Source organism: Alkaliphilus sp. B6464, from assembly GCF_018141165.1.
Lineage (GTDB): Bacteria > Bacillota > Clostridia > Peptostreptococcales > Natronincolaceae > Alkaliphilus_B.
In genome coordinates this window covers 15,938-32,421 of sequence record NZ_CP058557.1, presented here as the reverse complement: position 1 = coordinate 32,421, position 16,484 = coordinate 15,938, and the positions used below count along the sequence as shown (strand labels likewise).

Below are 16,484 nucleotides of genomic sequence, written 5' to 3'. Positions count from 1 at the left end.
TTTTAGATTTTACATAAATGGAGTAAAAAGAGTTAAAGAAATTTAGTCCTTTTCAACATGAAATATAGCACAGTTTATATGCAATTTCATAATATATATTACAACTACTAATAATTCCAAAACAAAAAGAAAAGAGTTGTGCATTTAGTAAAATTTAAAATTTGAAAGGGTAGGTGTAATACATGAGCGGAATTGTTGAAAATAAAGGATGCAATGGAGGTTTTGGTGGTCTTTTCGGAGGTAATTTCATTTTCTTCATCTTTATAATTATTATATTATGTTGTGTATGTGGAGGCGGATTTTTCTGGAATTAAATAGATAGATTAACATAATTAGGGTAGAGCTTAGGCTTTATCCTTTTTTATTTTCAACATAAAATATAGAACAGTTTATACGAAATTTCATAATATATATTACAACTAAATATACTCCTAAAAGATAAATTAGGTTGTGTATTTAGCAGTACTTAAAATAAAAAAAGGTAGGTGTGATATATGTCTGAAATTGCTAAAAAAGGTGGATGCTTTGGTGGATTTTTTGGAAATCAAAGTAGTATGCTTTTCTTCTTCCTGATCTTGGTTATAATTTTCTGTAACTGTGGTATTTTTGTAGAATCAGGAGATAGTTTACTTTTCTTCTTCCTATTACTTGTTGTACTATTTTGTTCATGCGGACGTGGTTTTTTCTTTAACTAAATAGATAGACTAACAGAATTAGGGTAGAGCTTAGGCTTTACCCTGTTTTTTATGTATTTTTAAATTGAAATAGGCTATGTGATAGGGCTGGGGAACCTACTCTTTAATTTATTTATTTCACATATAATGTAACTATGAAAACGATACTAATATATTGTATTTTTTACAGATAGATGAACCATACTATATTGCCAATACAGGTTACTTCTTTGACGGTTCTTTAGATGATGTAGTTGGTGAATGCATATTGTAGATAAGGTATATAATGCAGCAACATTTAATCTACAAGGATTACAGGCTGGAAACAGAATACCTTTTAGAACATTACCAAAATCAAAATGCGGTCCAAAATCTAGAATTATAGATATTGACTTTATTGATAATCAAGGAAATACACAAACTACAACTTTAAGGTAAAAAGTACCAGTAAATCAAACAGTAACTAATTTCTTTGAATTAATTCTTTAGAGGACTAATAGAAGAAAAAATAAGATTATATAGGGGGATTAGTTATGATTTATAATAAAGAAAATAAAACAATTACTAGGATGGTCATCTTTATGCAAAATATAGATGACATAGGGTAAATCACGTGTTATAAGATGAAAAAGTGAATTTTGCGTATATATTCCTCTAATTACCAACCTTACAACAACTGTAAGTGTTAATTGGTAAATTTTCATTATATAGTATTAATAGAAAAAGTATAGGGAGGATATGATATGAAAATTTCAGATAAGTTGCTTCGGGTTCAGGAAGTATATAAGATATATGGTGAGGGACAAAGTGAAACCGTCGCATTAAAGGGAATTACTTTTGATGTTTTTCCAGGAGAGTTTCTTGGAATCATGGGTGCAAGTGGGTCGGGCAAGACGACATTGCTTAACTGCATTGCAACTATGCTTAAACCAACATCGGGACAAGTCTTATTAGAAGGACAAAATATTTCTTCATTCAGAGGATCTCAGCTAGCAGAATATCGAGGGAGTAAAATTGGATATTTATTTCAAGAATTTGAGCTATTAGATAACCTAACTGCGAGAGAAAATATCGTTTTGCCTTTGTCGATACATGGAGAGAATCCAAAAAATGAAGAAGAACAACTTCGAAAATTAGCGAAGCAATTTGATATTGAGGAGGTATTAAATAAATTTCCATCTCAAATGTCAGGAGGTCAGAAGCAGAGAGTTGCAGCAGCAAGATCATTAATTTCGAATCCAAGCATTGTATTAGCAGATGAGCCAACCGGTGCCCTAGATTCGAAAAATGCAAAAATCTTGATGGAAAAACTATCTTCTACCAATCAGACAGATGGGACCACGATTTTGATGGTTACTCACGATGCCAATGCAGCAAGCTTTTGCTCAAGAATCTTATTTATCCAAGATGGTGTGATTTTTCATGAGCTTCGAAAGAAAGTGCCTGGAGAAACTAAGAATTCATTTTATGAACGTATCTTAACTGTTATGGCACAGTTGGGAGGAGGCAGCGCCAATGTTCTTTGATTTCATTAAACGGAATAGTCGTAAGATCCGAAAAGAAAATGGGGTTTATTTTGCCTCACTAGTTATTTCTATTGTTGCTTTTTATGTCATCCTTTCCCTTGGCGAACAGGATGTTATGGTGTATCTAAAGACGGTTGAGAGCCATGCGGTAGCTAAGCTTTTGTTAATGATTCCAGTGCTCTATGCCGTATCACTGTTCTTCGTATTTTTCCTGGTTTATTTTGCTAACAGATACCAATTACAACGTCGTAGTCATGAATTTGGAATCTATTTGATGATGGGGATGAAACGAAGCAGGTTGTTCGCAATGATTATGGGGGAAACATTGTGGAATGGTTTAGTCGCTTTGCTCATTGGAATTCCAATTTCCTTATTTTTGACAGAACTAATTAGTCTGACAACTTCTAAACTTATTGGGATGGGCATCATTGGTCATCAGTTTCGTATCTCTTGGGCGGGTCTAGGATTAACGGTATTTGGTTTTATTATGGTGCAACTATTAGCTGTGTTTATTCTTAGCTTAGGAATGAGCAAGAAGGAACCTGTGGATTTGATGAATGAACAGAAGGAAAAATTGCAAAGAATTCTTTCACCTGTATGGGGCTGGTTTAATTTGCTACTTGGAGTAGTTTTGCTATGTGCAGCTTATGTATTGGCAATTTTATATTTGCGTACTCTGGATGCTTTAGTGTTTGTATTAATAGTCTTTGTAGGAATCAGTGGAACTTTTATGCTATTTCGTGGATTGGGGAGTTTCATTGGACGATGGATAAGACGTAAAAGTAGCTCATCTACTGGATTATTTATATTTACAGGAAGGCAACTTCAAGAGAATGTTCTACATCAATGGAGTTCTCTTGCTATATCATCACTCTTAATTCTTTCAGCTATGGTTTGTTTCGCTTTTGGTATTTCTACAACTTTAAATCGAGGTGAAGCATCAGGCAGAACCGTAGATTTCACTTTTAAAGGATCAGAAAAAGAAGTTGTTTCTGTACTGACATCTGATAAATTGAAGCCTTATGTAAAGGATTATTATCCTATGAAACTTGGTAATTTAAGGACACCTTATAAAGATATGCCTGAAAATACTGTTGCACACACTTTTTCTTGGGCAGGATTAGAAGAAGTGGTTTCAAAAGAAAAAAATTCAGAAGAAAAAGAAAGTCTATTAAACAATTTATCCTATGAAGACAGTCCTTATTTAATTTCGCTTACAAGTTATAATGCGCTACTTGAATCTAGCAATAAACCTCCCATTTCATTAGGAGATAATGAAGTAGCAATGTATTCTAATGGTGGGTTTTCATTCTCTCATGATATATTAATTAAAGTATTGGAAACTAATCCAACAATTTATATCGGTGAAAAACAATATGAATTAATATCGACGCTATATACAAGCAATCTTGTTGCAGATCGAGCTATCACTCTTATGCATGCTTTAATTGTTCGCGATGATATGTACAATGCGTTGATTGGAAATTCTGAAGAACCATTCTGCTGGAATATGGTTCTAGACTCTGATTTTGTTCGCGAAAAAGGTCTGATGCAAGCCATGTATCAAGTAGATGAGTTACTCAATACATCTGGCTTAAACTATGAAAGCTATCTTGCCAGCATGGGAAGACAGTTGTTTTATATAGTCGCAGGAAGTTATACGACACTTTATTTAGGTGTGATGTTCCTTATCATCGCAAACACGGTGTTAGGATTGAAGTTTCTTATGCAGCAAAGAAGCACAAGACATAGGTATTCTACATTATCTATGTTGGGGGCAAGTGTTAAATCCTTATGTTCATCGGCGAGGATACAAATATGGTGGTATTTTGGTTTGGTGATTGCTGTAGCGTTGATTAGTTCAATTTTTGGTATTTGGTCTATGTTAGAAGCTTTCAGGGTTATTCCAAAGACATCAAACAGTAGCACTATTATTTTTCTGGTAGGAATTGCACTTATTATCTTTATTGTTTTTGAGCTTTGCTATATATGGATGATCCAGAGGAAGAGTGATGAAGAAATTAAGCAATTAAAAGAGGCTTGATAGGAGGTGGAAAAGTGGAAAAGATAGTCATTGTTGAGGACGATATCTTTCTACGTGACGAGTTACAAAATATATTAGAGAAAGAGGGATACTCTGTAGAGTGTATCTCTTCTTTCGATACCGCTTTGGAAGATATTGCATCGGCTTCTCCTTCACTAATTGTATTAGACTTGAATTTGCCCAAGCTTTCTGGATTCGATATTTGTCGGACGCTTAAGGCTAGAGGAATAGGCCCTATTTTGGTGTTGACCTCACGCAATCAACTTCGTGATGAGTTGCATGCATTAGATTTAGGTGCAGATGATTACTTAACGAAACCGTGTCATCCTGAACGTCTGATTACTAGAATTCAAAAGTTAATTCATCTCTATGCAAATATGCGTGTTCTACTAGATGTTGGGGATTTTCAGTTAGATGAGAATGCAAATGTATTATATGTTGGTGAGGATTCTATTTCATTATCGGATAATGAAGGAATTATTATTAAAGCCTTGATAAAAGCTGCTCCTTCTGTAGTAAAAAAAGAGGAACTTTTTAGCCTGCTGTGGGGAAGTAGTGACTATGTTGATGAGAACATATTACAAGTAAATATGACCAGATTACGTAAGACACTTGATGAGGTTGGATTGTCTAGCCGAATCAAGACGGTAAGAGGAATTGGTTATCAATTAATAAGAGGTGACTGCGAATGAAGCCAAAGGATTGGATTAATATTTTAAACGAATCACGTTCTTGGATATTACTTCTTTGTATAAGTGATGTTTTTTTCCTTTTTCTGGCGTGGTTAGCGTATCCAGAAACATTCAGGCTTCTAGTTGGTATCATGGTTATTTTTTCTGTAATTAGCATTGTCTTTGGTATGTTACTTGTCTGGAAAAAGCAGGCAAAACAGAACAAAGCATTCTATGATTTTCTTCGAGAACCCTCACTGGAGCATGAATGTCGATTGATAGAATCAATTGGTGATTCGCGTAAAGAAGAAGTGAATTATCTAGCTAATAAATTGCGGATGCAAAATGATCAATTAGATGATGCCAAACTGCAATCCCTAAACTATGAAGAGTTTATTGAAAGTTGGGTCCATGAGATAAAGACACCTATTTCTTTAGCAACGTTTGTTTTGGAAAATCGTAAAGAAGAAATGTCGAAGCTGGTGTATCAAAGACTTGAGCATGCAAGAATTAATATCAGTGATGATGTTGAACAGATACTATTTTATGCAAGATTACAGGCATCGCATGTTGACTATCGCTTAGAGAGAGTCTCGTTGAATCTTTGCTGTGAAGATGTACGGTTGGAGCTCCAAGCATTACTTGATGAAAAAGAAGTTACAGTTATTTCTCAGGTGGAAGATGTCCCGATTATATCGGATAAAAAGACACTCCAGTTTATTTTTACACAAATATTGGTTAATGCAGTGAAATACTCCAACGAAGAAATCGAGAGCTTTATCTGGCTAAAAACTGGTCTTGATAGTGTGGAGAATAGGTATTATTTAAGAATCTCTGATAATGGTATTGGAGTGTTGAATTCTGATCTTCCTTTCATTTTTGACAAAGGATTTACAGGAGATAATTCTAATCGAAGCCAGTCTACTGGAATAGGACTGTACCTTGTAAAGAAATTATGCGATGAATTACAGATTGAAATTGAGGTTGAGTCTGAGTACGGAAAGGGTTTTACAATACAACTACTATTTCCGATAATTTAGGACGTGTGAGTTTTTGTTGGATGTATTGATACTAATTTAATCCTGAATTTTCAAAAAATAGCAACATAAATATTGACTTTTTGAGCATAATAGAATATCATAATATAAACGAACACGAACAAAATGGCGTTGACGAGGAGGAGTACATACTCACCCGAAGCATAGAGAGAAGATGGTTGGTGAAAATCTTCGTGACGGAAGTATGGAAGTAGCCTTTGAGCTGTGAACTGAAAAGATATAATCTTAGTAGGCTTCAACGGAAATTTCCACCGTTAAAAGGAAAGCAATATCGGATGATTTAAATATGAATCTATCCCGTATTGGCAGAGTGCAGATAGTCATATCTGAATATAGGTGGTACCACGGACGCATACAGTTCGCCCTAAGCTAAACATTAGAAAGCTTTAGGCGGACTTTTTGTTTTGTGTTCGTAAAATTTTAGGAGGTATTACCATGCAGAAAAACTATGACTTTAAGCAAGTAGAAAAAGAGATGCAAAATTTTTGGAAAGAGAATAGTATCTATAGTTTTGACGTTGATAGTCAAAATGAAATCTATTCTATTGATACGCCGCCACCTACTATTAGTGGTAGCCTGCACATTGGACACATATTTTCTTATACACAGGCAGAAATGATAGCACGTTTCAAACGAATGCAGGGCTATAATGTTTTTTATCCTTTTGGTTTTGATGACAACGGATTACCAACAGAAAGGCTTGTTGAAAAAGAGGAGGGTATTATTGCAAAAGACCTTCTGAGAAGCGAATTTATTAAAAGGTGCATTACAACCTCTGCAAAATACGAAAAAGAGTTTAAAGATTTATGGCAGTCTTTGGGTTTCTCGGTTGACTGGTCGCTTCAATATGAAACCATTAACCCTATGGTTCAGCGAATATCACAAAAATCATTTATCAAACTTTTGAAAGATGGAAAGGCATATATGAAGGAGTCGCCAGTTTTATGGTGTACTGAATGTAAAACTTCAATAGCCCAGGCAGAGTTGGAGTCTATTGAAAAGGACACTACCTTTAATTACGTTAAATTTAAGATAGGTGAAGAAGGATTAGTAGTAGCTACAACAAGACCTGAATTACTATATGGTTGTGTTTGTCTATTTGTAAACCCAGAGGATGATAGATATAAAAGATATATTGGAAAAAATGCTATTGTTCCTTTATATGACTATGAAATTCCTATATTGACAGATGATAAGGTTGATATTGATAAAGGAACAGGTGTAGTTATGTGTGCGACCTTTAGTGACAGCACTGATGTGGAATGGTATGAGACTCACAAACTGCCCTATCGGAAAGTTATTCTACCTGATGGTACAATAGACGAAAGTGTTCCGCTAATCGGAGGATTAAAGGTCTTAGTAGCTCGGAAACGGATTATTAGCCTACTTTCAGAAAATGGATTTCTTTTAGGGTCAAAAAGTATCACACATACTGTTGCTGTACACGAACGTTGCGGAAAGGAAATTGAGATTTTGCCGTCAAAACAGTGGTATATTGATATTCTTACTAATAAAGAGCTATTTTTAAAAGCTGCTGATGAAATCAATTGGTATCCAGAATATATGAAAAACAGATACGTATTATGGGTTGAAAATCTTAAGTGGGACTGGTGTATCTCCCGTCAGCGTTACTTTGGTGTTCCTTTCCCAATATGGTATTGCAAAAATTGTGGTAAGGTTATAATTGCAGATGAAGAGATGTTGCCTATAAATCCTCTTGAAACAAAACCTAACAAGCCCTGTTATTGCGGGTGTGAAGAATTTGTGCCTGAGAGTTCGGTTTTTGATACATGGGCTACTTCATCAGTTACTCCTCAGATAAATGCAAAATGGGGCGAAAAAAATGATATTTCAAATAAAGTTTTACCAATGAGTTTGAGGACACAGGCTCATGAAATTATACGTACATGGGCATTTTATACTATAGTTAAAAGTCTTTACCATACGGGCCAAATTCCTTGGAAGGATATAATGGTTTGTGGTTTTGTTCTTGCTAAAAAAGGAGAGAAAATTAGCAAATCAAAGAGCAACTCTGAGGTATCACCAAAATTGCTTATTGAAAACCAGTCTGCTGATGTTATAAGATATTGGGCTGCTAATTCGAAACTTGGAACAGACACATTTTTCTCAATTGATGAATTAGGTATAGCCAAGAGATTTATCACAAAGCTATGGAATGCATTTAAATTTTCAATATATCATTTACAGGACATTAACCTCAATGCTGATGTGGATCTAATGCCTGTAGACAGGTGGATAATCGAGAGATGTAAACAAACTACTATTAATGCAAGACAGCTCCTTGACCAATATGAAATAGGACCAGCCCGACATGAAATTGATGATTTCTTCTGGAAGGATCTATGTGACTATTATCTTGAGATTGTTAAAGATCGTCTATATCAACCCGAAATACATGGATATAAAGAGCGACAATCAGCACAATATGCCCTATATTATTGCATGCTTAATATATTAAAGTTATACGCTATTTACGTTCCACATATCACCGAATATATTTATCAAGAATTCTTTAGACAGAATGAGAATAGTATTTCTTTACACAAGTTGTATTGGGAAGCTGAAAAACCTATTGACGATGAGATTATTCTTTTTGGAGAGAAGCTAAAGGACATTATCGCTGATGCAAGAAAGTATAAGTCTGAGAATGCTTTATCAATGAAAGCAGAAATAGATGAGGTTGTTATTAAATCCGATATCAAATATGTTGAGATGTTTAAACAAACCATTCGTGATATTAGGGCTTGTTGCAGAGCTAAGGAAATAAAAATAATTCAATAAGAGCGAAAAGTGGCTTGCACCGTTATATCCAACCGAAAGATACAATCAAGAATCTGCAAGAGAAAATTGAATCAAAATATCCTGTGAACATTCTCTCATAGTTGACTTATTGTCACTTTTCCCAGAACATGGACTTGGTGATTTGTAATATCAAATGATTATTGATGAGTACAACAGATTATGGGTATATCCTGCATCTCAGATAGTACAGAAATTAGATAAAGAAAATTCAAAGGCATTGAGATGAGAAATCTTGATACCTTTGTTTTCATATGATGGCAGTTTTCATACTTGAGATATAGCATTTTAAAATATATAATTATTAAAAGGGTTAGTGGGATTATATTATGGCATAATCATTCTATGATACACTACAAGATATAAAACTTAATATTTACTAGGGGTGATGGCGATGAATTGGTTAAGAAAGTTTATGCTGGGGAGATATGGAGGAGATCAGCTCTCTATTTATTTACTTGTGCTGTCATTAGTTTTAACATTGATAGGCCAGCTTGCTGGAATAGCAGCATTAAGTACTGTAGGCTATATTCCGTTATTTGCAGCTGGATATAGAGCACTCTCGAAGGATGTAAGAAAACGCAGTAAGGAGAATTATAAGTTTGCAATATTTATAAGTCCTATTTACTCTAGGCTTAAAAAAGTCCAAAGCCGTATTAAAGGCTCAAAGACTCACAAATATTATAAGTGTAGCAAGTGCAAGACCATGGTGAGGGTTCCGAAGGGCAAAGGGAAAATCAAGATTACATGCCCAAAGTGTAAAGATAAGTTTATTAAGAATACATAGTCAGGTAGCTTTTGATAAAACTGAATACGATAAGGAGAAAATAACTGTAGATGAAGATAATTAAGAAGATTTCAGGTAAAATTTTATATGGAACAGCTAAGGTGATTTCTGCAATAATTGATAGTTTGATACATTTGATAGAGAACATAGTGTTATACACAGGAAAATTTTTCAAAGGCTGTTTAGTGATAGCAAGTATGGGTGGCTGTTTGCTTTTCTTGTTGTTTGCTAATTTAGGCTTTAGAATATTGGCAAATCCTATTGGATTTTCAACTATATCGATCTTGCTTGGATTTTTAATGCTTGGGGGTAAATTAGCATCTTACTTAAAATATCAAAAATATATTATAACGGAATTTTTATTTAATACTGCTAATTACCTTATGGATGAGGAAAAATATAAATATAAAGCTTTTAACCATTATAAAGAGGCTTACAAAAGAGCTGAAGAGGAAAGGATTAGAGAAGAACAGCGCCGTTATTATGAACAGCAAAGACAATGGGAAGAAAGGTTTAAGCAACAATGGTATCAACAAAACTATCAAAGAGGGCAGGGAGGCTATGGCGGTTATGGAAGCCAGGGATCATATGGTCAAGGCTATGTAAATCCCACTGTTGACTTTAAAAATAAGTATGAAAGAAGCTGTGATGTTTTAGGTGTATCATATGATGCAGATAAACAGCAAATAAAAAGTGCTTATAGAAGAAAGGCAAAGGAATATCATCCAGATTTGAGTAAGCTTCCAGATGCGACAAAGAGGTTTCAAGAGATTACTGCTGCCTATGAGTTTTTAAGTGATGATAATATACAACGATATAAAAATATATAAGACATAAGTTACAGAAAGATTTATAGAATTTCATAACAAATATAATACCAATGTTGTATACATTGGTATTTTTTTAGACTTCTTTATTTTTTCTGTATAATTCCCATGAAATTCAGTGATTTTGAATCTATATGCAATATCTATAACATCTAATTTTTCAATAGAAAACATCTATTAGAAGGAAAATTCTTAAGATGATAAAATAATAATGTACAATGGAAAAAAATACAAGCCTTAAAGCCTAATCAACAATAATTAAATTATTATCTAGTGTGGTTAGGGTTTAGATATTTTATAAGCTTTAGCCATTTTAAAATGACTTGAGGAGATTAATATGAGCAAAATTATTGATTTTCAGTGCACCTATGACTATTTTGAAGGTGTTGGCACCATAGTTACAGAAAATATAAATTTAAAGTTTCCAGAGGCCTATAAAGAATGGGAAGCTATGGCAAAGCTGGCTATTGCTATAAAGAAACGTGATAATGCCGAATTTTGTGAGCTTCCTTTTTGTCATACCCTTGAGGCAGAGGCTCTGGGAGGAATTATAAATTATGGAGATGAAAATATTGGCCCAAGGGCTAAGGAGTACATATGCACTACTGCCGAAGAACTTTTAAAGCTGCCAGAAATAGATTTTTCAAAGGGACGGATTGCAGGGGTTCTGAAAGCTTGTAGGTATTTAAGAGAAAAGGGCGAGGATGTAATTTTATATGTTTCAGGACCTTTTACAATTTTAAATACTTTGATGGATGCTAGATACCTTTTTAAAATATTAAAGAAACAGCCAGAAGTTATGCAGAAGATATTTGAAAAGCTACAAAAAGAAATATTAGGCTTTATAGAGGAGGCTCAAAAATCAGGGGTCAATATGATAAGCTATGGCGATTCCATCGGGGGCCTAAATATATTGGGGCCCAAGCTTTCTGAAGAGGTGGTGGAGAGGTTCACTTATCCTTTATTTAAAAGGGTTGAAGCTGTCCTAAAGGATAAAGCAATTATGCTGCTTTGCCCCAAAACCGCCTTTGCATTACTAGGAACAGAAAAAGCCGTCTGGAGGGATATAGATTTAGGAGAAGCTGTAGGGTATTCAGAGGGCTGTAAAAGGATTATTGGCAAGGCCAAATTTACTGGGCAGATGTGCGTTAAAAATAAGGGCTTTGAATTGAAAAACGGCATTATAAAAGCTATTGATTTACTTTGATATATTTATAGTTATCCTGAAAATTAAAAAATAGCTTCTATGTAGAATGGAGTGAAAATGATGGCAATATTAAAGGAGAGCTTATTAAAAAAATTATCTGATGGTGTAGTTAACATGGAGGAGGAAGAGGTTATTGAAGCCTGCAATGAGTATATTAAAGCAGGATACCCGGCCTTTGAAGGTATTATGGACGGCCTTGTTGATGGCATGAATCGGGCAGATCAATTGTATGAAGAGGAGGAATACTTCGTTACGGATATATTGCTTTGCTCAGATGCAATGTACGAAGGTTTGTCGATACTAAGACCACATCTCCCGGCAAGTGAGCTGAATAAAGAAAGGCCAAAGGGTGTGATAGGAGTAGTTGAGGGTGATACCCATGATATAGGTAAAAATCTGGTTAAAATTATGCTGGAAACAGCTGGCTTTGAAATGCATGATTTAGGCAGGGATGTTCCCTTGCAGAACTTTGTAGATAAGGCTATAGCTGTTAATGCTTCCTTTGTATGTCTGTCAACCCTGATGACAACAACTATGTCGGGAATGGGGACGGTTGTAGCCCTATTGAAAGAGGCTGGAATCAGAGAACAGGTAAAGGTAGTAATAGGCGGAGGGCCAATTTCAAAAAAATTTGCAGACACAATAGGTGCAGACGGTTATTCTTCCAATGCAGTTGAAGCCGTTAAATTACTAAAAAATCTGCTTAATATAGCATAGCAAAGGAGTGTATTTTTATGCTATCGCCAAAGGAGAGATTAAAGAAGGTCCTCAACAGAGAAGAGGTTGACAGACCACCATGCATATGCCCAGGCGGTATGATGAATATGGTAACTATGGAGCTAATCGAAGATGTGGGGATAGGCCTTCCGGAGGCCCATATGAATTCTGAAATGATGGCTGATTTAGCAGCCGCAGTTTATGAAGCAGGATGCTTTGAAAACTATGGTGTACCCTTTTGCATGACCATTGAGGCAGAGGAGTTTGGAGCTGGGGTTGACATGGGGACAAGCATTTTCGAGCCTCATGTCATTGAATATACAATTAGTTCTGTTAAGGAATGGAGACATATTTATCCAATAAACCATAAACAGGGAAGGGTAAAGGTAGTTTTAGATGCAATTAAGCTTCTGAGGACAAAGGACAGCAATGTGCCGATTATAGGCAATATAACAGGACCTATCAGCACAGCCAGCTCCATAATGGAACCTGTGGCCCTTTATAAGGAGCTAAGAAAATCTAATAAGGAAGCCCATGAATTTATGGCTTTTATCACTGACCAGCTAATAGCCTTTGCTGAAGAACAAATAGAGGCTGGTGCGGATATTATAGCAATTTCCGACCCCAGTGGCACGGGGGAAATCTTAGGGCCCAAGCTATTTGATGAATTTACTGTAGCTTATATAAATAAAATTATTGATAGTGTGAAAAGAGCAGGAATCTCGACGATTGTGCATATATGCGGTCAAATGAAGAATGCTTATGCTGAGGTAAATAAGCTTAAAAGTGATGTCTTAAGCTTTGATTCTATAGTCAGCATGAAGGAAGCAAAGGAAAACCTGCCAGATAGACTGCTAATGGGTAATGTTAGTACATATACTATTGAATTTGGAGAGCCTGGAAGAATTGCAGAACTGACAAAAAAATGTGCTAAGGACGGAGCCAATATAATATCGCCGGCATGTGGGTTGGGGATGAAGTCGCCATTAAAAAATGTAAAGTCAATGTTGGAGGTTTTAACAAAGGAGCTGTAATAATAGATGCCTAAAATATCAATTTATAATAAGAATATCGAGTATATACCGAATAAGGATTTAATGCAGCTTTTAATAGAGAAGGATATATTTATTGACAATCCTTGCAATGGAAAGGGCTCCTGTGGAAAATGCAAGATAAGATTACTTGAGGGTGAGCTTCCTCAAATGTCAGAAACAGAAGGTAAGCTTTTGAAGCAGGAGGAAATTGCTGACGGTATCAGGCTTTCCTGTTTTGTAGTTCCTCAGAAGGATATAACTATAGAGCTTCTGCAAATGGAAGGAAGACATGAGATACTTACAAAGGGCTATATGCCCGGATTTAACTTTAAGCCTGCAATTAAAAAGGTTCTCAGAGAGGTTGAAAAGCCCACTCTTGGCAGGCAAATAGCCTATGAGGATTCTTTAAGGGAAGCCTTTGGAATTGAAGGCATCAGCTGGAGATTATTGCATCAGCTGGATGCCTCTTACGGAAAGGTTACCGGTATACTGTACGATGAAGAACTAATTGGTATTGAGATAGGTGATACAACTGACCGCCTTTATGGAGTGGCAATTGATATTGGGACCACAACTATTGTTGCAGCCCTAATCGATATAATAACAGGGGAAGAACTGGCAATAGCTTCAAGGCTTAACCCTCAAAAAAAATATGGACTGGATGTTTTAACGAGAATTACATATGTCATAGAACATCCAATGGAGGCTGGGGAAAAGCTTCAGCAGGAGATAGTTGCCGTATTAAATGAAATGATAGGGGATATAAGCACCCAAGCAGGAATAGACAGGGAAAATATTTATGAAATCTCTGCTGCAGGGAACACCACCATGCTTCACTTTCTCCTGGGGATCGAGGCAGCATCCATTGGCAAGGCTCCCTATTCTCCTGCATTCATAAAATCAAAAACTTTACGGGCTGAAGAAATTGGCTTGATGGTTGGAGAAAATGCTATCTTATATTGTCTTCCCTCCGTTTCAGCATATATTGGTGCTGATATTGTGGCTGGTGCATATATTTGTCAGCTACATAAATTAAAAGAAAATGTTTTATTTGTAGATATAGGAACTAATGGTGAAATAATTTTATCAAGTAATGGCAAATTGTTATCCTGCTCCTGTGCCGCTGGGCCAGCTTTGGAGGGAATGAATATTAGTTCAGGTATGAGAGCGGCAGAGGGTGCTATTGAAGATGTAAGGATTACAGAAGAAGGTATTAAACTTAAAGTTATAGGAGATCAGGAAGCCATTGGAATATGTGGGAGTGGTATTTTGGCAGCCGTGAGGGAGCTTCTGCAAACAGGTATTGTGAAAAAGAGTGGTGCCTTTATAAAGCTAGATGGGCTGGATGAAGCTGACTATCGCTATAATATGCTTAAATTGAATGGTATAAAACGTGAATTTATTTTAGCTGAAGCCTCTAAAGAATTGCTGATTACACAAGGGGACCTTCGTCAAGTACAACTAGCCAAGGGCGCTATACTATCTGGCTTTTATGCATTGCTGAAGCAGGCAAATATTGAAATCCAACAGTTGGATAGCGTTATGATAGCAGGACAATTTGGTGCTCATCTACCAGCTGATAGTCTAATAGGAGTAGGAATATTGCCTGAAGAAGTAAGAAATAAATTAGTATATGTAGGTAACTCTTCAAAGACTGGAGCCTATATGGCCTTAATGTCTATTGATGTAAGAAAAGAAATGGAAGTCTTAGCAAAGGAAATAGATTATATAGAACTTGGAGCTTCTGAATGCTATGAAGAGTTATTTGCTAAATGCCTTGTGTTTCCGTAAATTAATCTTCATTGCTGTAGCTTAAGACCGTTTAAATATTAATAGAGGGGAGTGTGTTTTAAGTGATTAAGGAAGAAATGACTCCAAGGGAAAGAATGGATGCTTTTAGTCGAGGAGAGGAAATTGACAGGGTGATTTGTGTTCCAGACATGGGCGTAACTATGGTTCCATTTCTTGGCATAAAGGCAAGTGATTACTACCATTCAGCTGAGCTTATGGCTGAACTGGAAATTGCATTATTTAAAAGGTTGCGCCATGACAGTGTAGGTATTTCTACAAGCCTTCGGGGTATGGCAGAAGCTATGGGCTCTAAAGTAGCATATCCGGACTATAATATTTCGTATCTTTTAGACCCAGCTGTTAAATCTGTAGAAGAAATAGAAAGTTTAAAGGTGGTTAATCCATTAAAGGATGGTAAACTGCCTATACTGCTCAAGGCTCTTAAGCTGACTAGAGATGCACTGATAAAGGATGTAGATGTTGGAGCTGCCATGTCTGGGCCCTTCAGTGTGGCGGCATCTGTAGTTGGTACAGAGAATATGTTAAGATGGATGATAAAATATCCAGAAAAGGTACATACTTTAATGGAGATAGTAGCTGAATCTAATAATAGGTATATTGAGGAGGTAGCCAAGCTAGGCTTATCCATTGGATTTGCAGATCCTATGTCCTCTACCAGTATTATAAGTCCAAAGCTGTTTAGAGAATTTTCACTGCCCTATCTTCAAATGAATATCAATAAAATTAAAGAAACCACTGGCAGTGCCCCTGGAATACATATATGCGGGAAAAGCAAAAAACTATGGCAGGATGTTGTTAATGCAGGAATTTCTAATTTTAGCATTGACAATGAAGAGGACCTGGATGATGCAAAGGAAATGATGGGTGATAAAGTAGTTATTACAGGAAATGTGCCTCCTGTAGATGCAGTTTACTTAGGCAGCAGAGCTGATATAAACAAAGCTGTAAAGGAGTCCATTAGGAAAGGATATGATTCACCAAAAGGGTATATACTCAGTACCGGATGTCAAATTCCAATGAATACACCTATTGAACAGATAGAAATGTTTATGGAGGCAGGACGTAGGTATGGGAAGTATCCGATAGACTTAGATTTATTAAATAGTCAGGAATAATACATGGTAATAATGATATTATAAAACTAAATAAATTGTGTGATTTTCTGAACTATTTGGGTTTATCGGTGATTAACATATCGGAAGAAAATAAAATTTGAAGTGTATTTTATGTTCCCTCAGATTATAATTTGAGGGAATTTTTTATATAAAAACACTATCAAATATACTGGTACAGTGGAAAAACAATAC

General features: G+C 35.7%; 14 protein-coding genes and 1 other annotated feature. All 14 genes read left to right on the top strand.

The features are described from left to right. Positions 1 to 494: 494 nt before the first annotated feature. The 14 genes from HYG84_RS00145 to HYG84_RS00080 all read left to right on the top strand — a co-directional run bounded on the left by HYG84_RS00145 (position 495) and on the right by HYG84_RS00080 (position 16,292). Positions 495 to 695 (top strand): hypothetical protein, encoded by a 201-nt coding sequence (locus tag HYG84_RS00145; RefSeq protein WP_212379588.1) that lies wholly within the window; start codon positions 495 to 497, stop codon positions 693 to 695. A gap of 240 nt (positions 696 to 935) precedes the next feature. After that, positions 936 to 1,112 (top strand): hypothetical protein, encoded by a 177-nt coding sequence (locus HYG84_RS00140; RefSeq protein ID WP_212379586.1) that lies wholly within the window; start codon positions 936 to 938, stop codon positions 1,110 to 1,112. A gap of 305 nt (positions 1,113 to 1,417) precedes the next feature. Then, a complete protein-coding gene (locus HYG84_RS00135; protein WP_212379584.1) occupies positions 1,418 to 2,200 on the top strand; it encodes an ABC transporter ATP-binding protein in 783 nt (260 codons plus the stop codon). Beyond that, positions 2,190 to 4,244 (top strand): FtsX-like permease family protein, encoded by a 2,055-nt coding sequence (locus tag HYG84_RS00130; RefSeq protein ID WP_212379582.1) that lies wholly within the window; start codon positions 2,190 to 2,192, stop codon positions 4,242 to 4,244. Before HYG84_RS00135 ends, HYG84_RS00130 begins: the two co-directional genes overlap by 11 nt. Before the next feature lie 14 nt (positions 4,245 to 4,258). Further along, a complete protein-coding gene (locus HYG84_RS00125; protein WP_212379580.1) occupies positions 4,259 to 4,936 on the top strand; it encodes a response regulator transcription factor in 678 nt (225 codons plus the stop codon). Then, complete coding sequence (locus HYG84_RS00120) at positions 4,933 to 5,955, top strand: sensor histidine kinase (protein WP_212379578.1); 1,023 nt, start codon at positions 4,933 to 4,935, stop codon at positions 5,953 to 5,955. Before HYG84_RS00125 ends, HYG84_RS00120 begins: the two co-directional genes overlap by 4 nt. A gap of 120 nt (positions 5,956 to 6,075) precedes the next feature. Continuing rightward, positions 6,076 to 6,343: a binding site (T-box leader), on the top strand. A gap of 65 nt (positions 6,344 to 6,408) precedes the next feature. Beyond that, on the top strand, positions 6,409 to 8,775 hold the full coding sequence (locus HYG84_RS00115) for a valine--tRNA ligase (RefSeq protein WP_212379576.1): 2,367 nt from the start codon (positions 6,409 to 6,411) through the stop codon (positions 8,773 to 8,775). A gap of 412 nt (positions 8,776 to 9,187) precedes the next feature. Continuing rightward, the gene (locus HYG84_RS00110; protein WP_212379574.1) at positions 9,188 to 9,580 is read left to right on the top strand and encodes a hypothetical protein; all 393 of its coding nucleotides are present in this window, start codon (positions 9,188 to 9,190) and stop codon (positions 9,578 to 9,580) included. Positions 9,581 to 9,630: 50 nt separating this feature from the next. Then, positions 9,631 to 10,410 carry a DnaJ domain-containing protein gene (locus HYG84_RS00105; protein WP_212379572.1) on the top strand — a complete coding sequence of 260 codons (780 nt, stop codon included), beginning with the start codon at positions 9,631 to 9,633 and terminating at the stop codon, positions 10,408 to 10,410. A 334-nt stretch (positions 10,411 to 10,744) separates the two neighbouring features. Continuing rightward, positions 10,745 to 11,614, top strand: a complete 870-nt coding sequence (locus HYG84_RS00100; RefSeq protein ID WP_212379570.1) for a uroporphyrinogen decarboxylase family protein — start codon at positions 10,745 to 10,747, stop codon at positions 11,612 to 11,614. A gap of 60 nt (positions 11,615 to 11,674) precedes the next feature. Continuing rightward, positions 11,675 to 12,331: a corrinoid protein gene (locus tag HYG84_RS00095; protein ID WP_212379559.1), complete on the top strand. Its 657-nt coding sequence runs from the start codon at positions 11,675 to 11,677 to the stop codon at positions 12,329 to 12,331. Positions 12,332 to 12,348: 17 nt separating this feature from the next. Next, on the top strand, positions 12,349 to 13,365 hold the full coding sequence (locus HYG84_RS00090; RefSeq protein ID WP_212379557.1) for a methylcobamide:CoM methyltransferase MtbA: 1,017 nt from the start codon (positions 12,349 to 12,351) through the stop codon (positions 13,363 to 13,365). Positions 13,366 to 13,371: 6 nt separating this feature from the next. Then, complete coding sequence (locus tag HYG84_RS00085; protein WP_212379555.1) at positions 13,372 to 15,156, top strand: ASKHA domain-containing protein; 1,785 nt, start codon at positions 13,372 to 13,374, stop codon at positions 15,154 to 15,156. A gap of 62 nt (positions 15,157 to 15,218) precedes the next feature. After that, positions 15,219 to 16,292 carry a uroporphyrinogen decarboxylase family protein gene (locus HYG84_RS00080; protein WP_212379553.1) on the top strand — a complete coding sequence of 358 codons (1,074 nt, stop codon included), beginning with the start codon at positions 15,219 to 15,221 and terminating at the stop codon, positions 16,290 to 16,292. Positions 16,293 to 16,484: the final 192 nt, after the last annotated feature.